Consider the following 22,247-nt stretch of genomic DNA (forward strand, 5'->3'; position numbering starts at 1 on the left):
GCCGGAGTGCTCGTGCAGGGGGTTGGGCGAATATGCCGAAGCGCTGTTCTGATCTGGCTAGGCTCACGCTCAGTGAAGTCGAGTTGATATGAATTCGAGCACTTGTTCACAGCTGTCCGTGCAAGTGCGTATACCTGCCGAATCAACCGCCAGAGGTTTTAGATGGTTCGTGTTGAATCACCGCCGACAAACAGAGACATTCCCGTTGTCCGCGCCGCGCTGTTGCCCGTACTGCTGATGGCCTGCGCCACCACCGCCGGTGCGGTGCCGCTGACCGGGGACGCGCGGACGGCAGTCGTCTGGTGCGGTGCGGTCGCCACGGTCGTGGTCGCCGTGCTCGCCGTCGCTCTCAACCGCCGCCGCCGCGCGATGCGGGTCCAGCGCGCGGAGTACGAACAGCGCATCGCCTTCCTGGAACACCGCCTCGCGGCCCACGACCAGGAGACCGTACGGCTGACCAAGGAGCTCCTGCCCGCCGCGATCCGCCGGCTGCGCGCGAGCAACTCGCCGCAGGAGGTGATGCGCGACGTCGTCGACGCGGACGAGACCTACCGCAACCTCCCCAAGGCGCAACGCGCCCTGGTCCTCCAGGTCCTCGACATCATCGACAACGAGGAGGCGATGCGTGACTCCGCGCAGCGCGCCTTCGTCAGTGTCGCCCGCCGCGTCCAGGCGATCGTCCACCGACAGGCCAGTGAGCTGCGGGAGATGGAGGACCATCACGGGCGCAACCCCGAGGTCTTCGACGACCTGCTCCGCATCGACCACGGCACCGCGCTGATCGGGCGGCTCGCCGACTCCATCGCCGTGCTCGGCGGTGCCCGCCCCAGCCGCCAGTGGCCCAAGCCCGTACCGCTGTTCAGCGTGCTGCGCGGCGCGATGTCCCGGATCCTCGAGTACCAGCGCGTCGACCTGCACTCGATCGCCAAGGTCGCCATCGTCGGCACGTCCGTCGAACCGCTCATCCACGCCTGTGCCGAACTCCTCGACAACGCGACCCGCTACTCCCCGCCCCAGACCCGGGTGCACGTCACCGCGGTCGAGGTGCAGACCGGCATCGCCATCGAGATCGAGGACGGCGGCGTCAGCCTCAGCGAGGAGGCCCGCGCCAGGGCCGAGAACATGCTCGCCCAGGCCCAGGCCGGCATCAACATGAACGACCTGGGGGAGTCCCCCCGACTGGGCATGGCCGTCGTCGGCCGGCTCTCGAGGATGTACCAACTCCAGGTCTCCCTGCGGCAGTCCGCGTACGGCGGTGTCCGCGCCGTTCTCATCGTGCCGCGCGACATGATCACCACCGGGCCCGCTCCCGGTATCGCGCACGGCATCGGCGCCACCTCCCGGCCCCAGAGCTCGCTCGACATGTCGCAGCTCCAGCACGTCGTACCGCCGCCCGGCAAGCGCAGGGCACGCCCCGCGGCCACCGGACCCGTACCGTCGGTCGGCGCGCCCCTGGCCGGATCCGCGTCCGCAGCGGGATCCTCCTCCGCGTCCGCCTCGCGTCCCGCCGCCGCGGCGTCCGCGATGGGTGAGGACGACATCGTGGTCACCGAGTGGACCGAGGGCGGGCTTCCCCAGCGCCGCAGCCGCGGTCGCGCCCCGCTCGGCTCGCACAACCTCCCGCAGCAGCACGCGGCTCCGGCCGCCGAGCCCGCCGCCGGAGCGCACAACGGATCGGGCGGGCACGGCGGCGGACGGCCGGGCGGACAGGAACCGCCGCCCGGTCTCTGGCTGGAGGCCTTCACCCAGGCCGTCAACGGCGTGCCTCAGGAACCGAAGACCGGCGAAGACTCTGACGATGCGTGGGACAAGGGAGACCTGAAGTGATCCAGCAGCGGGGAAACATGGACTGGATGCTCAAGGAACTGGCCGACGACGTACCGAGCATCCACCAGATCGTGGTGCTCTCCTCGGACGGCCTGCGCATCGCCCGGCACGGCGGCGACCCCGACGTGGCCGACCGCCTCGCGGCGGCCTGCGCAGGACTGCAGAGCCTGGCAGCCGCGGTCGCCACCGAGATCCCCTACAGCGACGGCCTGATGAAGCTCGTCGTCATCGAGGTCACCGGCGGATTCTTCTACCTGATGGCCGCGGGCACCGGCGCGTACCTCGCGGTGCTGGCCGGTGAGACCGTCGACGCCGGACTGGTCGGAGCCCGCATGCGGGACATGGTCGTCCGGATCGGAGCCCACCTGACGAGCCCGCCCCGACATGACGGGCAGGCCGGATGAGTGCTCCCCGACGAGAACGCCGAAAGGCCGATCCGGCACTGAACGACCCGGAACGGCTGTATGTGATCACCGGCGACACCGACGGTGAGAGGGCGGCGCTCGACCTGGTCACCATGGTCGTCGCGCAGGCCGAACCGTCGCCCACGGTCCAGCCCGAGCAGGCCGCGATCCTGCGGCTCTGCAGGGCGCCGTTGTCCGTCGCCGAGATCTCGGCCTATCTGAGCCTGCCCTTCAGCGTGGTCACCTCCCTCCTGACGGAACTCCTGGCGACCGAACTGATCGAATCGCGCGCGCCCATCGTCCGCGCCGCACTTCCGGACCGGTCCCTCCTCGAAGCGGTGATGCATGGACTTCAGAAGCTCTGACACGATCACGGGCCCCCGCAGCGAGGACGTCCTCCCCACCACGGCCACGGCCGCGGTGAAGGTCGTCATCGTCGGAGGCTTCGGGGTCGGCAAGACGACCATGGTCGGCTCGGTGAGCGAGATCCGGCCCCTGACGACCGAAGAGACCATGACGCAGGCCGGCGTCGGCGTGGACGACAACGTCGGGGTGGAGAGCAAGACCGCGACGACGGTCGCCATGGACTTCGGACGGATCAGCCTCAGCGAGGAACTGATCCTCTATCTGTTCGGCACCCCCGGCCAGGAACGCTTCTGGTTCCTGTGGAACGGACTGTTCGAAGGAGCACTCGGAGCCGTCGTCCTGATCGACACCCGCAGGCTCCAGGTCAGCTTCGACGTGATCGGCCGGCTGGAGGAGCGCGGTGTGCCCTTCGTCGTGGCCGTCAACACCTTCCCCGACGCGCCCCACCACCCGGTCGAGGCGCTGCGCAACGCCCTCGACCTGCCGGACGAGGTTCCGATAATCGACTGCGACGCCCGCCTGCGTGCCTCCAGCCGCGATGTGCTGATGACCCTGATGCGCTATCTGCACAGCCTGGCCGTTCCCCTCGCCTGACGGCGGTACGCGGCTGCCCCAGGCCCCCACCTGTGCGCATCCCGTTCCGCACCCCCCGCGCCCGACCTTGGAAGCCCGATCCCTGGAGCGACTGTGACAACCCCCTTCCACTACGAACCCGGAGCGGCCACGGGGCCGGTGCCCCCGCCGGAGTGCCCGGCCCACGGGATGGGCCGAGGACCGGGCGGACTGCGCCGGTTCTACGGGCCCGAGGCGGAGAACGACCCCGCGGGCCTCTACGACAAGCTGCGTGCCGAACACGGCGCGGTGGCACCGGTGCTGCTGCACGGGGACGTACCCGCCTGGCTCGTGCTCGGCCACAGCGAGAACCTCCACATGACCAGGACGCCCTCGCAGTTCTCCCGTGACTCGCGGCGCTGGAGCGCGCTGCAGGACGGCAGTGTCGCTCCGGACCACCCGCTCGCCCCGATCTTCACCTGGCAGCCGGTCTGCGTGTTCGCCGACGGCGACGCCCATGAACGACTGCGCGGCGCGGTCACGGACAGCATGGCGCGGATCGACACCCGCGGCGTCCGCCGGCACGTCAACCGCTTCAGTAACCGGCTCGTCAACGACTTCTGCCAGAAGGGCTCCGCCGAGCTCGTCGGCCAGTTCGCCGACCATCTGCCGATGATGGTGATGTGCGCGATCTTCGGCATGCCCGAGGAGTACAACGACCGGCTGGTGCAGGCCGCCCGCGACATGACCCGGGGCACCGCCACGGCCGTGGAGAGCAACGCCTACGTGCTCTCCGCGCTGACGAGGCTCGTCGAGCGGCGGCGCGTCGCCCCTGACCACGACTTCGCCGGCTGGCTCGTCGAGCACCCCGCCGGGCTCAGCGACGTGGAGGTCGCGGAACACCTGCGGCTCATCCTCATCGCCGCGTACGAATCGACCGCGAACCTGATCGCCAACGTCGTACGCATGGTGCTGACCGATCCGCGCTTCCGCGCCCGGCTCAGCGGTGGGCACATGACCGTGCCGGAAGCGGTGGAGCAGACCCTGTGGGACGAGCCGCCGTTCACCGCCGTCTTCGGCCGCTGGGCCGTGGGCGACACGGAGCTCGGAGGCCAGCAGATCAAGGCGGGTGACGCCCTCCTCGTCGGGATCGCACCGGCCAACACCGATCCGTCGGTCCGGCCCGACCTCACCGCCAACATGGAGGGCAACCGCGCCCACCTGGCCTTCAGCGGCGGCCCGCACGAATGCCCCGGCCAGGACATCGGGCGTGCCATCGCGGATGTCGGGGTCGACGCCCTGCTGATGCGGCTGCCCGACCTCGAGCTCGCCGTCGACGAGAGTGAGCTGGACTGGATCGGCAACATCATGGGCCGCCATCTGGTGGAGCTGCCGGTGAAGTTCGCGCCGAGCCCGCAGCAGGAGGTCGACAAGGACCCGCAGACATCGATGTCGGCCAGGCCGCGGCCCCGCACCGACTGGGAGGTGTCGTCCCCGGCCGTTCCGAGGCCCGCGACCGTCGGCGGGCCGGGACCGCGACCCGGCTACGCCCCCGGCGCGGGCCCGGTTGCCGAACCGGCCGCCGTGCACCGGGACGAACCGTCGGCCGCACCGGTCGCCGCCCCCGCGATTCCCGCACAGCGGAGCGGGCCGACGAGGATCTGGCGGGCCGTGACCCGCTGGTGGAACGGCTACTGACGCATCGGACGCCCCGGGCCTCCCGGCCCGGGGCGTCGCGCCCCGGGCGGCAGCCGCCCCCGTACCATCGAGCAGCGTGAAGCTGACAATTCTTGGCGGTGGCGGATTCCGTGTGCCCCTCGTGTACGGGGCGCTGCTCGGCGATCATGCCGAGGGCCGCGTATCCAGGGTGACCCTGTACGACACGGACACCGGCCGGCTCACCGCCGTCGCCAGGGTCCTCGCCGAACAGGCCCGCGGCATCCATGACGCGCCCGCGGTCGTCGCCACCGACGACCTCGACGAGGCCCTGCGCGGTGCGGACTTCGTCTTCTCGGCCATCCGCGTCGGCGGCCTCGAAGGCCGCGCCGCCGACGAACGCGTCGCGCTCGACGAGGGCGTCCTGGGCCAGGAGACGGTCGGAGCCGGCGGTATCGCGTACGGGCTGCGCACCGTCCCCGTCGCGGTCGAGCTCGCCCGGCGCATCGCCCGGCTCGCACCGCACGCGTGGGTCATCAACTTCACCAATCCAGCTGGCCTGGTCACCGAGGCCATGTCCCGGCACCTCGGCGACCGGGTCATCGGGATCTGCGACTCGCCGGTGGGACTCGGCCGCCGGATCGCCCGTGTCCTCGGCGCCGACCCGGACCGGGCGTGGATCGACTACGTCGGGCTCAACCACCTCGGGTGGGTCCGCGGGCTGCACGTCGAGGGCCGCGACGAACTCCCCCGGCTGCTCGCCGATCCGGCGCTGCTGGGTTCGTTCGAGGAGGGCAGGCTGTTCGGCCCGGACTGGCTGCGCTCCCTCGGTGCCGTTCCCAACGAGTACCTGCACTACTACTACTTCAACCGGGAAGCGGTCCGCGCCTACCAGGAGGCCGAACAGACCCGCGGCGCGTTCCTCCGCGACCAGCAGGAGGGCTTCTACGCGCGCATGAAGGACCCTGCCGCACCGGCGCTGACCACCTGGGACCGCACGCGCGCCGAACGCGAGGCGACGTACATGGCGGAGAACCGGGACGTGGCGGGGGCCGGCGAACGCGAGGAGAGCGATCTGGGGTCCGGCGGCTACGAACAGGTCGCGCTCGCCCTCATGCGGGCCGTCGCCCGTAACGAGCGGACCTCGCTGATCCTCAACGTCCGCAACCGCGGGACCCTCTCGGTGCTCGACCCGGACGCCGTCATCGAGGTGCCCTGCCTGGTCGACGCCAACGGCGCCCACCCCGTCGCCGTCGACCCGCTCCCGTACCACGCGGTCGGCCTGGTCACGGCGGTCAAGGCCGTGGAACGCGCGGTCCTCGAAGCGGCGGAGACAGGTTCACGCGCCGCGGCCGTGCGGGCCTTCGCACTGCATCCGCTGGTCGACTCCGTATCGGTGGCCCGCCGCCTCGTCGACGGGTACACCCGGGTCCACCCGGGGCTCGCCTACCTCGACCGTCCCTGACCCGCTCCTCCAAGGACTCCGAACTCAGGGAGCGGGTACGGCCCTCGGTCGGCCGGCCGGTGCCCAGGACGGTGCGACCCCGGTGACCTGGCAAACCATGAGGAAAAGCGGAATGGGCGGCGTATAGGGCGTACGGCTGTCCGGTGCGTGGATCAGCCGGGGGCGGCCGGCCGGAACGTAGGCGCCGGTGGCGTACGAAGCCTGTTCCGGCCAGTCCAGATCCAGGTCCGAACCCGACGGCACGATCCACCACCACTGGTCCGCGTCGGCGAACACGCACCCGGCGCGGGGCAGATGTGACATCAACCGGAATCCGTACCGCGCGGGCACGCCCACGGCGTCGCAGCCGAGGCTCGCCGAGAGCGCGGGCGGCAGCGGCAGCTTGACCCGGCCGTCGGCGTCCTCACCGATCCGGGACCTACGGGCCCCGAGGAACTGGGACAGGGCGTTCTTCAGCATGGCTGCTCCGAGCTGTGCGGCAGTTCCGCCCAGACGATGCGGCCCGATGCGTTTCCCGTGTCGTACGAACCCCAGGCGGCGCTCATGGAGTCGACGAGCAGCAGTCCTCGTCCGTGCTCGTCGTCGGCCTGCAGCGACAGCCGTGGTCCGCCCGGCTGGTGTCCCTGGTCCTGTACGGATATGCGCAACCGGCCGTCGGCGCAGCGGAGCTCGCAGACGACGCGTGCGCTGGCGGTGTGCACCACGGCGTTGGTGACCAGTTCGGAGACGATGAGGACCGCGGCGTCGTAGGCGTCACCGCTCAGCCGCCACTCGGCCAGCCGGGCCCGTGTCAGCCGCCGCGCACCCGCCACCGATTCGGGGTGCGCCGACAGCGCGAAGCAGTAACGGAGCGCTTCCGTCCCGGGGCTGAGGTCCACGAGCCGGGGGATGAGCGCACTGCCAGGTGCCACGACCAATTCCTCACAGTGGGGGCTGCGTCACGCTTCGCACCGTGGTGGATCGAGGTCGGGCGCGACAACGTGAACTGGTTCACCCCCAACTCTCCCTCTGACATGAACACTTGGCAAGAGGCACTCTGAAAAATTCAGAGTGCCTGTGTCCATGGAGCCATGCGCATGGCACACTGCTCGCAAACAGCGCATCGGGAGGTCTGAAGTGAGCGAACCGCGGTCCGCCCCGACCGTGGGCCAGGTCGTTCTCGGCAAACGTCTGCAGGATCTGCGGGAGCGCGTCGGTCTGAGCCGCGACCAGGCTGCCAAGGTGCTTCGTGTCGCTCCCGGGACGATACGCAGGATGGAGACGGCCGAGGTCGGGCTGAAGATCCCCTACGTCCAGCTCCTCCTGAAGGCCTACGGCATCGCCGATGACGAGACCGACGCCTTCGTCGAGCTCGCGGAGGAGGCCAACAAACCGGGCTGGTGGCAGCGCTTCCACGATGTGCTGCCCGACTGGTTCAGCATGTACGTCAGCCTGGAGGGCGCCGCGAGCCTCCTGCGCACCTACGAGCCGCACTTCGTTCCCGGTCTGCTCCAGACCGAGGACTACGCGCGCTCCGTGATGCGTACCGGAGCGGTCGGCCAGACCAGGCCCGAGGACATCGAGCGCCATGTGGCGCTGCGGATGGAGCGGCAGTCGCTGCTCACCAGGGAGGACGCGCCGAAGCTGTGGGTGGTCATGGACGAGACCGTCCTGCGCCGTCCCGTCGGCAGTCCCGAAGCCATGCGGGGCCAGATCGACCGGCTGCTCGAGGCGACGGCCCTGCCCAACGTGACGCTGCAGATCGCGGAGTTCGCGACCGGCCATCACCCGGGCACCTACGGGCCGTTCGTCCTCTTCCGCTTCGCCGTCCCCGAACTGCCCGACATGGTGTACAGCGAGTACCTGACCGGCGCCGTCTACTTCGACGCGCGCCCCGAGGTGGCTTCCTACCTCGAGGTCATGGACCGTATGGCGGCTCAGGCCGCAACTGCACAACGCACGAAGGAAATCCTCAGGGACTTCCGCAAGGAGCTGTGATGAACCATATATACAACGGCATGCCGGCCGCCGATCTCGGCTCCGAAGGCTGGTACAAGCCGTGGAGCGGTGGTAACGGGGGCAACTGCATCGAGGCCATGAAGCTGGCCGACGGCAGAGTGGCGGTCCGCCAGTCCGCGGATCCCGACGGCCCCGCCCTCATCTACTCCAACGGCGAGATCGCCGCCTTCATCCAAGGGGCCAAGGCGGGTCAGGCCGACTTCCTTCTCACCTGACATACCGCCATATACCCTCGCACCACCTGCTGTTCGCCGTTACCGCCGACCAACGGAGCGCGCCATGACCGGGATCGAGCCCCCAGCCATCGAGATCGACACCAGTAAGCCGCATCCCGCGCGAATGTACGACTGGTTCCTCGGCGGCAAGGACAACTATCCGGTCGACGAGCAGATGGCCAAGCAGCTCCTCGCGCTGGACTCCCGCGGCCGCGACATGGCCCGGGTCAACCGGGCCTTCATGCACCGTGCCACCCGCTGGCTCGCCGAGAACGGCGTACACCAGTTCCTCGACATCGGTTCGGGCATACCCACCGAGCCGAACCTCCACCAGATCGCCCAGCAGGCCGTCCCGGCCGCGCGCGTCGTCTACTGCGACAACGACCCGATCGTGCTCGCGCACGCGGCGGCCCTGCTGCGCTCCACCCCCGAGGGCGCCACCGAATACATCCAGGCCGACGCCCGCCGGCCCGAGTCCATCCTGGAAGCGGCCGGCAAGGTCCTCGACTTCACCGAGCCGATCGCCCTGTCACTGCTCGCGCTGCTCCACTTCCTGGACGACGAGGACGGCGCCGCCGAGCTCGTCGACCGACTGGTGGAACAGCTCCCCTCCGGCAGCTACCTGGTGCTCTCGCAGACCACGGGCGACTTCAACCCGGAGGGCGCCGCCCAGGCCCGTGCCATGTACAAGGCGCGCGGCATGACCCTGCGGCCCCGCTCGCGCGCCGAACTCACGGAGTTCTTCCACGGGCTCGAGCTCGTGGAGCCGGGCGTCTCGCTCTCCGCCGACTGGCATCCGGAGCTCGGCGAGGTCATCGACGTCCCGGGCGACGAGCCGATCCCCGGCTACGCGGGCGTGGCGCGCAAGCCCTGACGGCGGGACCCGCCGCCCCGGTCCGGGAGGCACTCCGGAAGGCGGGTCACAATGGAGGCATGTCACGACGTCCCTCACGCCCGCGGCGAACGGTCGCCCCCGGAGCCGGTGCCCCGGAGATCACCCCCGCCTCCCCGTGCCCGTGCGGCCTGGGGGCCACCTACGGGGACTGCTGCGGCCGCCTGCACGCAGGCACGGCCAAGGCCCGGTCCTGCGAGGAGCTGATGCGCAGCCGGTACACGGCGTTCGTCGTCCGCGACGCCTCGTACCTGCTGCGCACCTGGCACCCCGACACCCGGCCGCCCGCCATCGACTTCGACCCGGCGATGCGCTGGGCGGGCCTGGACATCCTGGACACGGCCGAAGGCAGCGCCTTCCACTCCACCGGCACGGTCACCTTCCGCGCCCACTACACGTACGACGGCAGTCCCGACTCGCTCCACGAGCAGAGCCGCTTCGTCCGCCACGAGGGCTTGTGGGTGTACTCGGCCGCGGTCTTCGTCGACTGAGAAACCGTTGTACGCGGCCGCGCCGCCGCCCGTACGATCCGCGCATGAGCGAGGACACGACGGACCCGGACGACGCACGAGCACGCTGCTGGCGCGGCCGGAACCTCGCGTTCACCCCGCTGGAGATCGAGGACGCCGAGCTCATCCAGCACTGGCGCTCCGACCCGGCGGCCGCACATGAGACGGGTGCCTGGCCCACCTCGCTGTACGGGCTCCGCGAGCGCATCGAGCGCAACCTCGACGACGACTCACGTGACGACTTCCTGGTCCTCCTCCCGGACGGCACCCCGATCGGCCTCATAGCCCTGCACGACCAGCAGCCGGCCGACAGCACCGCCGAGGCATATCTGATGCTGGCCCCCGAGCACCGGGCCAAGGGCCACGGCGTGGCCGCCCTCGACGCGCTCACCGACCTCGCCTTCGGTGAACTGCCGATGCACCGGGTCGAAGCGTTCACCCACACCGACAACACCCGGGCCCTCTCCGTACTCACCGCAGCGGGCTTCGTCCATGAGGGCGTACGCCGCTCGGCCTGCCTGCACCGCGGCCGCCGCCACGACCTGGCGGCCCTCGCGCTGCTCCGTCCCGAGTGGGAGGCCCGCGACCGCCCCCGGTCCTGGGAACTCTGATCAGGTCTTCCGGTTCGGATCAGACCGGGGCCACCGCGCGCTGTCCCGGCGCCAGCTCCTGCGCCAGGTCCTCCGCCAGCAGTCGCTTGGCGATCACATCGACCGCCGCCCGCAGCTGACCGTCGTCGGGCCGGGCACCGTCCTCGGCCAGGCGTTCGTTGAGCCAGCGCCCCCAGGCGTCGGAGATGGTCGCGGCCTCCCGCCGGCCCGCCGCGGTGTGGGTGAAGAGGTGGCCGTTCCCGGTCAGGTAGCCCTCCTCTATCATCCGGTCGAAGACGGGCACCAGCACCTCCGGTGGGATCCGGTGCCGGGTCGCCATCAGGCGGAGGCCGGCATGGCCGACCATCCGGGTGAAGAGGTCGACCTGCATCACCGCCCAGGCCCCCGCCATGTCGAGGCGTGTGTCGGAGTCGGCGACGATCCGCCGGGCCGTGTCCGGACCTGCCTCGTGCAGGATCCTGGCCACGGCGGACTCGAGCACCTTCGCCGAGTCCCCGGTGCTCGGCTGGGCGAAGCCGTCGCCCATGTCGGTCGAGTTCGCCCGCGCACTGTCGCGCAGTTTCACCTGCTTCAGGAAGAGCGATACGACGAATCCGATCAGGGCGACCGGGACCGTCCACAGGAAGACCGTGTGCAGCGTGTCCGCGTACGCCTGTGCCAGCGGAGCCGACTGTTCGGCGGGCAGCGCGTGCAGGGCCTGGGGGCTCTCGGCCGCCCGCGCCAGTACCTCGGGGTCGCCGCCGGCCTGCGCGGCCTCCGCGATCCCCTCCGTCAGGTTCGGCGTGAGCGCGTTGGCGTAGATGGTGCCGAACACCGCCGTACCGAATGAGCTGCCGAGGGTACGGAAGAAGGTGACGCCGGAGGTCGCCGTGCCCAGATCCGTGTAGTCGACGGTGTTCTGCACGGCGATCGTCAGCACCTGCATCGACAGGCCGATGCCGACGCCCAGCACCAGCATGTACAGCGACTCCAGCCAGACCCCGCTGTCCGGGCCCATCCGGGAGAGCAGGAAGAGTCCGACCGCCATGACGAGCGAACCGACGATGGGAAAGATCCGGTAGTGGCCGGTCTTGCTGACCACGTTGCCGCTGAAGATCGAGGCCACGAGCAGCCCGATGACCATGGGCAGGGTCCGTACCCCGGACAGCGTGGCCGAGTCCCCGTCCACGTACTGCAGATACGTCGGCAGGAAGATCATCGCGCCGAGCATCGCGAAGCCCACGATGAAGCTCAGGATGGAGCAGACCGTGAACACCGGGTTCCGGAACAGCCGCATCGGCAGCATCGGCTCCTTCGCCCGCACCTCCACCACACAGAACAGGGCCAGCGCGAGGAGACCGCAGACGAACAGGCCGATGATGGCCGGGGAACCCCAGGCGTACTCGTTGCCGCCCCAGCTCGTCGCCAGGATCAGCGCGCTGGCGCCGACCGCGACGAGCGCGATGCCCAGGTAGTCGATGACAGGCCGTCCGGCCGCCCTCACCGCCGGGATGTTGCGTGCGGCGGCGATGACGACCACGATCGCGATCGGCACATTGACGTAGAACGCCCAGCGCCAGGTCAGATGGTCGGTGAACAGCCCGCCCAGCAGCGGCCCGACGACCGTGGCCACACCGAAGACCGCTCCGATCGCCCCCTGGTACTTGCCCCGGTCGCGCAGCGGGATGACATCGGCGATCAGCGCCATCGACGTGACCATGAGACCGCCCGCGCCGATCCCCTGCAGACCGCGCCAGATGATCAGCAGCAGCATGTTCGACGCCAGGCCGCAGAGGAACGAGCCGGTGATGAAGATGATCGCCGAGATCTGGAAGATCAGTTTCCGGCCGAACATGTCTCCGAACTTGCCGACCAGGACCGTCGCCACGGTCTCCGCCAGCAGATACGCGGTGACGACCCAGGACATGTGCGCCGCACCGCCGAGGTCCGAGACGATGGTGGGCAGCGCCGTCCCCACGATCGTCTGGTCCAGGGCCGCCAGCAGGATCCCGAGCACGATCGTCGCGAAGACGATGTTCCTGCGGCGCGGATCGAGTACGGGCGGAGCGGCGGCACTCTGCACGGCGGGGGCGGTCTCGCTGGCAGTGGTCACGCTTGCACCCTCACACCGGTGCCCGCCCCACGCATGCGGGCGAAGGCCGGACGGGTCAGGCGATGAGCTCCCGTACAGAGGCCTTCAGCCGGGCCACGAACGCCTCCCGTACCGGCTCCGTGACACGGTCGAGCGAGAGGTACGGATTGAGGTCCTCCAGCTCGACCAGCAGGAGCTCGCCCTCCGCCGTCCGGCAGGCGTCGACCCGCTGGATGCCCTGCGTGAGGCTGTTCCACTCCACGAAGCGACGCGCGAAGCCGAGATCCGCCGGGCTCGGCGTGTACGGCTCCAGTACCCAGCGCCGATCGGGGTGCGGCGCGTTCAGCGCGTACTGGAAGTCCCGGTCGACGAAGTAGAAGGACACCTCGTAGCGGAAGTCGATCCTCGGCTGGACGAGCAGCGTGCCGTCGGTTCCCGCAGGCAGTTCCGGGTCCGGGGTGAACCGCAGGCCCACGGAGTCCGCACCCAGCTTCGGCTTGACGACGTACTCGCAGGCCTCGGGCAGCAGCCCGAGATCCGCGGCGCGGTCCACGGTGGGGATCACCGGGAAGCCGGCCCGGCTCAGATCGACCAGATACTGCTTGCCGCCCATGTCACCGCGGCCGTCCAGCGTGTTGTAGACCCGGGTCCCGCGCTCCCGCGCCCGCGCGCAGAACGCGTCGTACGCCTCCTGGTAGTGCAGCACCGGGCCGCTGTTGCGCACGACCACCGCGTCGAACCCGTCCAGCAGCGCCGCCGCGTCCCGGGGGTGACAGAGCGCGACGTCGAACTCCTCGCGCAGCCGGGACGTCAGGAAGATGTCCTCGTCGCAGTAGCGGCGGCCGCGCGCCTCGTAGGCGAGATCGGTGACGAACAGCACGGACGCACGTGGCCGGCTGGATGAGGTGTGCATGACGTTCCCCCGGGGGGTGTGGATCGGACAGCCGGTCAATAGCCTTGTAGGGAAAGCTCGTTCACAACCCCGGAACGTACTGATGTCTGCCCCACAGGAGTCACACGTGTCCCAAGCGTTGCCACTGCCCGATATTCTCTCTCCCGCCTTCGCCGCCGATCCCTACGGGGCCTACCGCACGATGCGCGAGAGTGCTCCGCTGCTCCGGCACGAGGCCACCGGCAGTTACCTCGTCTCCCGCTACGAGGACGTCGAGCGGGTCTTCAAGGACAAGGCCCAGGAGTTCACCACCGAGAACTACGACTGGCAGCTCGAACCCGTCCACGGCCGGACGATCCTCCAGCTCAGCGGCCGGGAACACGCCGTGCGCCGGGCACTGGTCGCCCCCGCCTTCCGCGGTGCGGACCTCCAGGAGAAGTTCCTGCCCGTCATCGAGCGCAACGCCCGCGAGCTGATCGACGGGTTCCGGGACAGCGGCGAGACCGACCTCGTGGAGTCCTTCGCCACGCGCTTCCCGGTCCTGGTGATCGCCGACATGCTCGGCCTGGACAGGACCGACCACGAACGCTTCCACGGCTGGTACACCACCGTCATCGCCTTCCTCGGCAACCTCGCGGGCGACCCCGACGTCGCGGCGGCCGGCGAGCGGACCCGCCAGGAGTTCGCCGCCTACATGATCCCGGTCATCCAGGAGCGCAGGCGGGCACCCGGCGACGACCTGCTCTCCGCGCTCTGCGCCGCCGAGGTCGACGGCGTCCGGATGAGCGACGAGGACATCAAGGCCTTCTGCAGCCTGCTCCTCGCGGCGGGCGGGGAGACCACCGACAAGGCCATCGCCTCGATCTTCGCCAATCTGCTGGCCCACCCCGAGCAGCTCGCCGCGGTCCGCGCGGACCGCTCACTCATCGACCGGGCCTTCGCCGAAACCCTGCGCTACACCCCGCCGGTCCACATGATCATGCGGCAGACGGCGCACGAGGTGAAGCTGACCGGTGGCACCGTTCCCGCAGGAGCCACCGTCACCTGCCTCATCGGCTCGGCCAACCGTGACGCGGACCGCTACCGGGAACCGGACCGCTTCGACATCTTCCGCACCGATCTGACCAGCACCACCGCGTTCTCCGCCGCGGCCGACCACCTGGCGTTCGCACTCGGCCGTCACTTCTGCGTGGGCGCGCTGCTGGCCAGGGCAGAGGTGGAGACCGGGGTGAACCAGCTGCTCGACGCGATGCCGGACCTCCGGCTCGCCGACGGCTTCGTACCGGCCGAGCAGGGCGTGTTCACCAGGGGCCCGGGATCGCTCCCGGTGCGGTTCACCCCGGTCGGTGGCTGAGCCGGCGAGGGCTCAGCGGATGTGGCGCCCGGAGATCGCCCGTGCGATGACGAGGCGCTGGATCTCGCTGGTCCCCTCGAAGATCGTGTAGATCTTGGCGTCGCGGTACATCCGCTCCACCGGGTGCTCCCTGCTGTACCCGGCGCCACCGAGGATCTGCACGGCCTTCTCCGTTGCGGACACGGCGAGTTCACCCGCGCGCAGCTTGGACATGGAGCCCTGGCCGGCATCGAAGGTCCGGTCGTTACGGGCCATCCAGGCCGCTTGCCAGATCAGCAGACGTACGGACTCGATCTCGGTACGGATGTCGGCGAGCGCGAAGGCGATCGACTGGTTCTCGATGATGGGCCGGCCGAACGCCTCGCGCTGCCCCGCGTACTCCAGCGCGTACTCGTACGCGGCACGCGCGATGCCCAGCGCCTGGGCGCCCACGGTGGGACGGCTGACCTCGAAGGTCGCCATCGCCGCCTGCCCCTTGGCGTTGCCGCCCTCGCGGGCGCGGGCGAGCCGGGCGTCGAGCTTCTCCTTGCCGCCCAGCAGACAGTGGCCAGGCACGCGCACATCGTCGAGGAAGACGTCCGCGGTGTGCGAGGCGCGCAGGCCGAGCTTCTTGATGGTGCGGCTCGCCTCGAGCCCCGCGGTGCCGGGCGGCACGATGAACGCAGCCTGTCCGCGGGCTCCGAGCGAGGGGTCGACCGAGGCGACGACCACATGGATCTCGGCGATCCCGCCGTTGGTGATCCACGCCTTCTGGCCGGAGAGCACCCACTCGTCCTTGGCCTCGTCGTAACGGGCCTTCGTGGCCATCGCGGAGACGTCCGATCCGGCCTGTGGCTCGGAGACGCAGAAGGCCGCGACCTTCGGGTCGTCCTCGTCGCCGAAACACTGCGGAACCCACTCGGCGAGCTGGTCGGGAGTGCCGGAGGCGAAGATCCCGGCGACCGCGAGCGAGGTACCGAAGAGCGCCATGCCGATCCCGGCGTCGCCCCAGAACAGCTCCTCGTTGGCGATCTGGAGGGAGAGGCCGCTGGGGTCCCCGTACATGTCGGCGAGCGATTCGAATCCGTACAGACCGATCCGGGCCGCTTCCTGGATGACGGGCCACGGCGTCTCCTCCCGGGCGTCCCATTCGGCCGCCGCCGGGCGCACCACCTGGGCGGCGAAGCCATGTACCCAGTTACGCAGATCCTGCTGCTCCTCGGTGAGGGCGAGGGAGAAGTAGCTCACGGGCTCAGGCCTTCGGGATGTCGAAGTAGCGGGTGAGTCCCGAAGCCAGGCCGACATCCCCGGCGATCTTGAGCTTGCGCGTCATGAACATCGTCACGGGGTTGGCGTTGCCGGAGACGAGCTTGAGGAATTCCGCATCGCCCAGCACCAGCGTCGTACGGGGCTCGCCGTCGGAGCGGCCCTCGCTCACGGTGCACCGGCCGTCGGCTATGGAGGTCTCGTAGACCTCGTCGGTCCCGCCGGTGATCTTCCAGCGGATCAGGGCCTTGAGCTGACCGGCCGCCTCGGGCCGGAACTGCTGCCGCATCCGGCCGAAGACCTCACTCAGTACCCGGGTGCGCAGGTCTCCGTGCATGACCTCGCCGAGCTGCTTGGCGGACAGGCCCTTGACGATCCGCGCGAACTCCTCGGGGGAGACGGCTGCGAAGTCGAGCCCGGCCAGGTCGTCGGTGAGGTTGCCGCTGGGGTTGTCGGGCACGCCAGTTCCTTACTCCGGAGTAAACTTACTTTTGAGTAAGGTAAGGGTGTCGTAGCCTCTTCGCAAGCACTACCAGGCGCCGCCCGGCAGCACCGCGAGCCGGGGGTGATGGGCTGCGAGCACCTTGTTGGCCCGCGCCAGTTCTGACAGCGCCTGCTCACGGTCGGCCTGGTCCTCGATCCCCAGGCGGGGTCCACGGAACCTGCGGACCTCACGGGCGGCGCAGTCGGCGTCGAACTCCGCCTGCAGGATGTGCGGCGGGATGCAGGACCCGATCAACGCGGCGACCCGGTCCGGAATCGGCACGGGGACGAGCAGGTGTGAGGCGGTCATGGGGGGTTCCCTCTCGGATGGTTGGCCAGGAGGCGGTGCGCTGCGGCTGCCGGGTGGGCTGCCGACTCCTCCATATGTACGGGACGCAGTTCCGGGTTTCTCGTTGAGAACGTCTCCGTGTCGCAACCGTTTGGGACTGACCGTCTATTTCGCTTTACCTACAGGTAAGTTGACTCGTACGGAAGGCTGTGATCAGGACTCTTCGCTGTGTCAGGCGATCGTCTCCTCGCCGCGCGAGCGCAACTGGAGCGCCCGCAGCACGGCTTCGGTGGAGAACCTGCTGCGCGGGTCGGTCAACTGCTCGCCGAAGATGGACTCCAGATTGCGCATGCGGTAGCGGACCGTCTGGGGGTGGACGTCCAGGAGCTCGCCCATCTGTGCCGCGGTGCCCCGGGTGTCGAGCCAGATCCGCAGGGTCTCCACCAGCCGCTCGCGCCGGGTGGAACTGATCCCGGAGACCGGCGCCAGTTCGCGCCGGGCGAGCTGGTCGAGGAGGGCCGGGTCGGACAGGAGCCACAGGGTGATGAGGTGGTCCTCGCACGGGACGACCGGTGTGTCGTCGATGACGCCCGCATCGATGAGCTCGACGACGCGGCGGGCCCACCGGATCGAGTCGGACGCGAAAGCGGTCGGCACGGTCAGCCCGATGACGGCGCGCGCACCGATCAGCGCGCGTTCGAGCATCTGCCGCCGCGCGTCGTCCATCGGCCCCGGAACCAGTAAGTGCGGCTGCGGGTCACCGAGGTCGGCCAGTACGTCACGGGCGAGGTCGGCCGGGTCCACGCCGGCGGGCGCGCGTACGGCGATCAGCGTCACCTGCTCGGGCAGCGCCCACCCGGTCTGCTCGCACAGCTCGGAGATGGCGGTCCGCGGCACGGGGCGGCCGGCCAGGATCAGGTGGAGGAGCCGGCGGCGCATGGCTTCGCTCTGCTGGTCGGACTGGGCCTGTACTTCCAGATATCCCTCGCGGGACAGCGACTCCAGCTCGTCGACGTAGGCGAACAGCGCGTCGGCGAAGCTGAGCATCAGCGTCGGGGAGAAGTTGTAGCTCCGGCCGACCTTCTTCGCCCGGCGCAGAGCGACGCGCGCGCCCAGTCGGTAGGCGCCCTGGAGGGTGTCCATCGTGCGGCCCTCGTACGCCTCGAACCGCCCGAATCTTCGGCACATGTCGTCGCGGAGCGTGGTCGAGGAGGAGGGCTCGGCGACCAGGTCGACGAACGAGGACAGGCTCTGTTCCACGCCGACCCGGATGGTCTGCCCGTTGGGCCCGTTCAGCAGCTGCGCGTATTCGGGATAGGCGCGGGTGACTTCCATGCCGATCTCTTTGATCAGGCTCGGCAGTTCGGGTCGCATGATCGCGGCGAATTCCTGCGGGAGCGGCCCCAGAGGGTCGCCGGTGTCCAACGGCTGAATGAGTCTTGGCATGACTGTCCCCTTTGCTCGCCGGTGCCCGGTGTGGGTGGGGCAATGGGGGAAGCGCTCCCACGAACCGACAGGTGTATACCAACTTCGGCGACGAAGGTAGACCAAGTCGGGTGACGTTCCCACCACTTGAACAAGATCGAAGTGCAAGGGGCACACACTTGGGCCTCATTGTGGCCCTCCGGTGCAGGTGAGCGCTCTCTTGCTCACTTCCGGACAATATTTTCGGACGCCTGCTCTTCAGCGGACAAGAAAGTAACCCTGGGTAACGGACGGGCGCGGCCGTCGGTCGGCATGAGTTGATATTGCCGAGGGCGCACGACGGTGGGAGTGTGCCGTTCCGTACGGGCTTGCCGCCGCGGTCGCCGCGGTGAAGATCGCCTCGGTGGCCGGACCTCCCGCAACGAATATTGCGCACCAAGTGACAAGTGTTCCGCGCCGATTAGTGACCTGCGGACGAGGAAAAAGAATGCCCGCAGGCAATTTCGACTGCGGGATTGTGCTCCAAGTTTCCCGCAAGTAACGTCACGCCCTGTCACAGAACGTGTGTGGCTGAATCAGCAGCACGGCCCCCCACGCAACTCGGTTCATCGCCGCGCTCCCTGCGTCTATGCAGGATTCGTCGCGCGAATCCCCGCAACAGTGCACCCGCATTGTCGAATCGGAGGAACTCACTGTGCGCAACACCCTCAAGAAGATCGCCGTCACCACGGGCGTGGCGTCCGCCGCCCTCGTCCTCGCCACCACCCAGGCCATGGCCTTCCCGGCCACCACATGGACCGTCTCGCCCAACCCCGCGCCCTTCACCGCGGTGTCGACCAACACGGTCCTCGCGGTGAACGGCATTCCGATGACCTGTCCGACGGCTGCCGCAAGCGGCAGTGCGGCCAGCGCCACGGGCAACCCCGCGAAGGTCGCCGACATCACCGCGGCGTCGTTCGGGACCACGGCCGCCCCCTGCACGAGCATTCTGGGCCCGGTGACGCCGGTCACCACGATGCCCTGGCAGATCTGGGCCGAGGACTACAACGCCGGCGTGACCAGCGGCTACATCAAGAACATCCAGGCCAAGCTCACCGTGCTCACCTGCACGTTCACGGTCACGGGCGAGGTCGCGGGGACGTTCACCAACAGTTCCAAGGTGCTGTCCGTCTCCAGCAACGCCACGCGTCAGCTGACCGTCTCCGGCGCGACGTCCGGCTGCGCCGGTCTCGTCGCCAACGGCGACCACCCGACGTTCACCGGCGACTACGCGGTCACCGGCATCACCAGCATCGTCGGGACCTGACGTAGCCAGGACACACCCGGATGCTGCAGGCCGCACGGCAGGACCCCCTGCTGTGCGGCTTGCAGGCTCGACGAAAGGAGATCGCGGAGGATGATGATGCGCATGCGCGGCGTTTCGGGCCGGAGTCGTGGGCGCGCGACCGCACGGGGCGGAGCCGTGCTCGCCGCAGTCCTCATGGCCGGAATGATCCCGGGTGCGCAGGCATCCGACGGCAGTCGTGACGTCGATGCCGAACTGACCTACTCCTGCGATTTCCCTGCCGGGCCTCAGCAGGTGAAGGTACGGGTCTCCGCGACCGTCCCCGACGAGGGCCGCCCCGACGAAGCCGTGCAGCTCACCGGGGTGGGCGCCGAGTTGACCCTGCCCGGGGAATCGCTGGCCGGCCTGACCGGAGCCGGGACGGCGAGTGTCGAGGCGGAGACACGGCTGACGGTCGATGTGACACAGGACGGTCACTCCGCCGAGGCCGTCTGGGCCGGTGCCACCGAGAACCCGGTGTCCGTCCCCGACGAGGGCGACATCACGCTCGCGGTCTCCGGCGACGTGCCCTCCGTCACCGCTTCGGCCTCCGGCGAACTGGTCTTCACCGCCGGGGAGCTGACCGCGCTGCTGACGGCGCGGAAGGCGGACGGAACTCCGGTCGAGCCGCCCGCTCCTGAGCTGGTGTGCTCTCCGGAGGCCGACCAGGACCTCGTCCTGGGAAAGGTCGCGATCGGCGGCGACGGGGAGGAGCCCGTGCCCTGGCCGTCGGCGTCGAGCGAAACCCCCGACCCCGGTGGCACGGAGCGGGACGAGGCGGCTCCCAGGGTCGGGACGGAGGACGGGGCCCCGGCCGCCGCCGACGCTCCGGAGTGTGTGGGTGACAGGGAGGACCCCTTCAACCTCGTCGCCTACATCACGGGCTACGCGAACGTCACGAAGCTCAAGGGCGCGTCTAAGTTCCCCCTTGCCTGCGCGCAGATCCACCAGGGTCCGCAAGGGCTGGTGCTGCCCGGCAACTCTCCGGACGGCAAACTGCACCTCGTCCAGGACTCCACCGCGGTGGTCGAGTACCTCGGCCGCCCCCAGCTCCCACCGGCCACGTCGACCTTTCTGACCTTCGGCTTCATGCCGACGACCGCCATCATGGAAATGACGCAGCGGCCGCCCGGGCTCGACGCCGACGGGAAGCAGATCACCAACGTGCATTCCGATCTGACCCTGGACGGGGCGAATTCATTCGGACACACGATCATTTCCATGCAATTCTCGCTCCGCCTCCACGACGTCAAGGTCAATGGGGTGCCGATGGACGTCGGCCCCAACTGCCGTACAGCCAAGGACTTCTCCCTCTCCCTGCGGGGAGAGGTGGTGAGCGGCCCGGGCGGATTCACCGGATACACACTCGCGGGCGGCGGCCCGCTCAAGGGATCGGTCGTCCTGCCGCCGTTCAGCGGCTGCGGTGTCGGCGAGGATCTCGACAGCCTTTTCACCGCCTCCATCTCCGGAGAACCCGGGTATGTGAAGCAGATGCAGGGAGCGCCCTGCGCGCCGTTCACCTACGACCAGGCCCTGTGCACGGAGGACCGGCAGCCCCGGAAGATTCCGACGGCGGAACGCTGAAAGCCCGCAATTCTCCAGAGTCGACCAGGAATTGAGGAAGCAATGAGAGCTGTCCCGAAGAGACGGTACGCCGGCCTAGTCGTCGCCGCCGTCGCGGTCGCGATTCCCCTGAGCACCGCCCCGGCCTCCGCGGCGACCGCCGCGGCGGACCTCAAGGGGGACTGGGCCCCCTTCTCGCGGTGTCCCGTCGACGATCCGGCCATGCTCGCGGCCGACGGCCAGGCGCTCGTCGCGACCTGTGTGTCCTCGTACTCGGCCGGCGGTTCCATCAAGCTGGGCAGCACCGAGGCCACGACCGGGGCCAACGACATGCAGTTCGGGGTCATCCAGGACACGGCTGCCGGGACGTTCAAGGTCATCCCGCCGGCGGGCGGCGCCCTGGTCGGTGCGCCCACCGAGATCCCCGGCGGGCTGCTCGGCCTGATGTGTCCCGAGGACGACATCCCGGTGATCAGCGACCTGTGCGACGGGATCACCGACGCCTCCCTGAACAGGGTCAAGGCCACGGTGGAGTCGGCAGGGACCCCCACCGAGTTCGACCTCACGGCGGGACTCGTCACCGGCAGGCCCATCGTGAAGCTGCCGATACGGATCCATCTGGAGAACCCGCTCCTCGGCTCCAACTGCTACATCGGATCGGCGAGCGACCCGGTGATCCTGCGTCCGCAGAACACCACCGCGCCCGCCGTCGCCGTTCAGCGCTTCGACGCGGACGGTACGCGCAACACCGCCGGAGCCATGCTCAGATTCGCCCTCACGGGCAACAACCAGGGCGACAGCGGGTTCGCCGTGCCGAAGGCCACCGGCTGCGGTCTGGCCGGAAGCCTCAGCTGGGCCGTGAACCTGAAGACAGGACTGCCGTCGGCCGCCGGGAACAACAACCTGGTGCTGAACAACGCCTCGACCCACAGCGCCGGACTGACCGCCCCCGGCCTCGTACTGCCCAACGCCGGCAAGGTCCTCTCGCAGTACTGGCACTCCGCGGTGAAGTAGCCGATCCAGGGCCGAGAGCGCCGCACGGTGCCTTGTCACTCCGTGCGTACGCTCGCCCGCCGGCCATGAGCCCGCTCCGACCGAATGACCCC

At 69.5% G+C, this 22,247-nt stretch carries 23 protein-coding genes; 15 read left to right on the forward strand and 8 right to left on the reverse strand.

Annotated features, from left to right (window positions below):
* Positions 1 to 162: 162 nt before the first annotated feature.
* The 6 genes from ACFQ6X_RS08450 to ACFQ6X_RS08475 all read left to right on the forward strand — a co-directional run bounded on the left by ACFQ6X_RS08450 (position 163) and on the right by ACFQ6X_RS08475 (position 6,270).
* Complete coding sequence (locus ACFQ6X_RS08450) at positions 163 to 1,827, forward strand: sensor histidine kinase (protein ID WP_383177856.1); 1,665 nt, start codon at positions 163 to 165, stop codon at positions 1,825 to 1,827.
* Entirely contained in the window at positions 1,824 to 2,231 is a 408-nt protein-coding gene (locus ACFQ6X_RS08455; RefSeq protein WP_329205480.1) for a roadblock/LC7 domain-containing protein, read from the forward strand. Before ACFQ6X_RS08450 ends, ACFQ6X_RS08455 begins: the two co-directional genes overlap by 4 nt.
* Positions 2,228 to 2,596, forward strand: coding sequence for a DUF742 domain-containing protein (locus ACFQ6X_RS08460; protein ID WP_329205478.1), 369 nt, complete (start codon positions 2,228 to 2,230; stop codon positions 2,594 to 2,596). The genes ACFQ6X_RS08455 and ACFQ6X_RS08460 overlap by 4 nt, the downstream gene beginning before the upstream one ends.
* Positions 2,577 to 3,191, forward strand: a complete 615-nt coding sequence (locus ACFQ6X_RS08465) for an ATP/GTP-binding protein (RefSeq protein WP_329205476.1) — start codon at positions 2,577 to 2,579, stop codon at positions 3,189 to 3,191. Before ACFQ6X_RS08460 ends, ACFQ6X_RS08465 begins: the two co-directional genes overlap by 20 nt.
* 93 nt (positions 3,192 to 3,284) lie before the next feature.
* The gene (locus ACFQ6X_RS08470; protein ID WP_383177861.1) at positions 3,285 to 4,847 is read left to right on the forward strand and encodes a cytochrome P450; all 1,563 of its coding nucleotides are present in this window, start codon (positions 3,285 to 3,287) and stop codon (positions 4,845 to 4,847) included.
* Between the two features lie 76 nt (positions 4,848 to 4,923).
* Positions 4,924 to 6,270 carry a 6-phospho-beta-glucosidase gene (locus ACFQ6X_RS08475; RefSeq protein ID WP_383177865.1) on the forward strand — a complete coding sequence of 449 codons (1,347 nt, stop codon included), beginning with the start codon at positions 4,924 to 4,926 and terminating at the stop codon, positions 6,268 to 6,270.
* Between the two features lie 24 nt (positions 6,271 to 6,294).
* Here ACFQ6X_RS08475 and ACFQ6X_RS08480 read toward each other — a convergent pair whose 3' ends face one another.
* A complete protein-coding gene (locus tag ACFQ6X_RS08480; protein WP_383177868.1) occupies positions 6,295 to 6,729 on the reverse strand; it encodes a hypothetical protein in 435 nt (144 codons plus the stop codon).
* Positions 6,723 to 7,181, reverse strand: coding sequence for an ATP-binding protein (locus ACFQ6X_RS08485; protein ID WP_383177871.1), 459 nt, complete (start codon positions 7,179 to 7,181; stop codon positions 6,723 to 6,725). The genes ACFQ6X_RS08480 and ACFQ6X_RS08485 overlap by 7 nt, the downstream gene beginning before the upstream one ends.
* Positions 7,182 to 7,386: 205 nt before the next feature.
* On the opposite strand from ACFQ6X_RS08485, the gene ACFQ6X_RS08490 reads away from it, so the two are divergent.
* The 5 genes from ACFQ6X_RS08490 (at position 7,387) to ACFQ6X_RS08510 (ending at position 10,495) form a co-directional block, all read left to right on the forward strand.
* Positions 7,387 to 8,247 (forward strand): helix-turn-helix domain-containing protein, encoded by an 861-nt coding sequence (locus tag ACFQ6X_RS08490; protein ID WP_383177874.1) that lies wholly within the window; start codon positions 7,387 to 7,389, stop codon positions 8,245 to 8,247.
* Positions 8,247 to 8,483 carry a DUF397 domain-containing protein gene (locus tag ACFQ6X_RS08495; RefSeq protein ID WP_030573999.1) on the forward strand — a complete coding sequence of 79 codons (237 nt, stop codon included), beginning with the start codon at positions 8,247 to 8,249 and terminating at the stop codon, positions 8,481 to 8,483. The genes ACFQ6X_RS08490 and ACFQ6X_RS08495 overlap by 1 nt, the downstream gene beginning before the upstream one ends.
* Before the next feature lie 64 nt (positions 8,484 to 8,547).
* A complete protein-coding gene (locus tag ACFQ6X_RS08500; protein WP_383177878.1) occupies positions 8,548 to 9,357 on the forward strand; it encodes an SAM-dependent methyltransferase in 810 nt (269 codons plus the stop codon).
* A gap of 59 nt (positions 9,358 to 9,416) precedes the next feature.
* A complete protein-coding gene (locus tag ACFQ6X_RS08505) occupies positions 9,417 to 9,866 on the forward strand; it encodes a YchJ family protein (RefSeq protein ID WP_383177881.1) in 450 nt (149 codons plus the stop codon).
* A gap of 44 nt (positions 9,867 to 9,910) precedes the next feature.
* Positions 9,911 to 10,495, forward strand: coding sequence for a GNAT family N-acetyltransferase (locus tag ACFQ6X_RS08510; RefSeq protein ID WP_383177884.1), 585 nt, complete (start codon positions 9,911 to 9,913; stop codon positions 10,493 to 10,495).
* Between the two features lie 19 nt (positions 10,496 to 10,514).
* Here ACFQ6X_RS08510 and ACFQ6X_RS08515 read toward each other — a convergent pair whose 3' ends face one another.
* The gene (locus ACFQ6X_RS08515) at positions 10,515 to 12,587 is read right to left on the reverse strand and encodes an MDR family MFS transporter (protein WP_383177887.1); all 2,073 of its coding nucleotides are present in this window, start codon (positions 12,585 to 12,587) and stop codon (positions 10,515 to 10,517) included.
* 55 nt (positions 12,588 to 12,642) lie between these two features.
* The gene (locus ACFQ6X_RS08520; protein ID WP_383177890.1) at positions 12,643 to 13,479 is read right to left on the reverse strand and encodes a hypothetical protein; all 837 of its coding nucleotides are present in this window, start codon (positions 13,477 to 13,479) and stop codon (positions 12,643 to 12,645) included.
* Between the two features lie 82 nt (positions 13,480 to 13,561).
* Here ACFQ6X_RS08520 and ACFQ6X_RS08525 point away from each other — a divergent pair, with 82 nt between their 5' ends.
* Complete coding sequence (locus ACFQ6X_RS08525) at positions 13,562 to 14,812, forward strand: cytochrome P450 (RefSeq protein WP_383177893.1); 1,251 nt, start codon at positions 13,562 to 13,564, stop codon at positions 14,810 to 14,812.
* A 12-nt stretch (positions 14,813 to 14,824) separates the two neighbouring features.
* Here the strand turns inward: ACFQ6X_RS08525 and ACFQ6X_RS08530 are convergent, their stop codons facing one another.
* The 4 genes from ACFQ6X_RS08530 to ACFQ6X_RS08545 form a co-directional block, all read right to left on the reverse strand.
* The gene (locus ACFQ6X_RS08530; protein ID WP_383177896.1) at positions 14,825 to 16,039 is read right to left on the reverse strand and encodes an acyl-CoA dehydrogenase family protein; all 1,215 of its coding nucleotides are present in this window, start codon (positions 16,037 to 16,039) and stop codon (positions 14,825 to 14,827) included.
* Between the two features lie 4 nt (positions 16,040 to 16,043).
* Complete coding sequence (locus tag ACFQ6X_RS08535; RefSeq protein ID WP_383177899.1) at positions 16,044 to 16,517, reverse strand: SCP2 sterol-binding domain-containing protein; 474 nt, start codon at positions 16,515 to 16,517, stop codon at positions 16,044 to 16,046.
* 69 nt (positions 16,518 to 16,586) lie between these two features.
* Positions 16,587 to 16,850, reverse strand: coding sequence for a hypothetical protein (locus tag ACFQ6X_RS08540; RefSeq protein ID WP_329205453.1), 264 nt, complete (start codon positions 16,848 to 16,850; stop codon positions 16,587 to 16,589).
* Positions 16,851 to 17,060: 210 nt separating this feature from the next.
* Positions 17,061 to 18,275 carry a helix-turn-helix domain-containing protein gene (locus ACFQ6X_RS08545; RefSeq protein WP_383177903.1) on the reverse strand — a complete coding sequence of 405 codons (1,215 nt, stop codon included), beginning with the start codon at positions 18,273 to 18,275 and terminating at the stop codon, positions 17,061 to 17,063.
* Positions 18,276 to 18,948: 673 nt separating this feature from the next.
* On the opposite strand from ACFQ6X_RS08545, the gene ACFQ6X_RS08550 reads away from it, so the two are divergent.
* The 3 genes from ACFQ6X_RS08550 to ACFQ6X_RS08560 all read left to right on the forward strand — a co-directional run bounded on the left by ACFQ6X_RS08550 (position 18,949) and on the right by ACFQ6X_RS08560 (position 22,155).
* Positions 18,949 to 19,560 carry a hypothetical protein gene (locus tag ACFQ6X_RS08550; RefSeq protein ID WP_383177906.1) on the forward strand — a complete coding sequence of 204 codons (612 nt, stop codon included), beginning with the start codon at positions 18,949 to 18,951 and terminating at the stop codon, positions 19,558 to 19,560.
* 102 nt (positions 19,561 to 19,662) lie between these two features.
* On the forward strand, positions 19,663 to 21,162 hold the full coding sequence (locus tag ACFQ6X_RS08555) for a DUF6801 domain-containing protein (RefSeq protein ID WP_383177909.1): 1,500 nt from the start codon (positions 19,663 to 19,665) through the stop codon (positions 21,160 to 21,162).
* A 42-nt stretch (positions 21,163 to 21,204) separates the two neighbouring features.
* A complete protein-coding gene (locus ACFQ6X_RS08560; protein ID WP_383177911.1) occupies positions 21,205 to 22,155 on the forward strand; it encodes a hypothetical protein in 951 nt (316 codons plus the stop codon).
* Positions 22,156 to 22,247 lie beyond the last annotated feature (92 nt).

Origin of the sequence: Streptomyces sp. NPDC056452 (assembly GCF_042796085.1) — a bacterium.
Classification (GTDB): Bacteria; Actinomycetota; Actinomycetes; order Streptomycetales; family Streptomycetaceae; genus Streptomyces.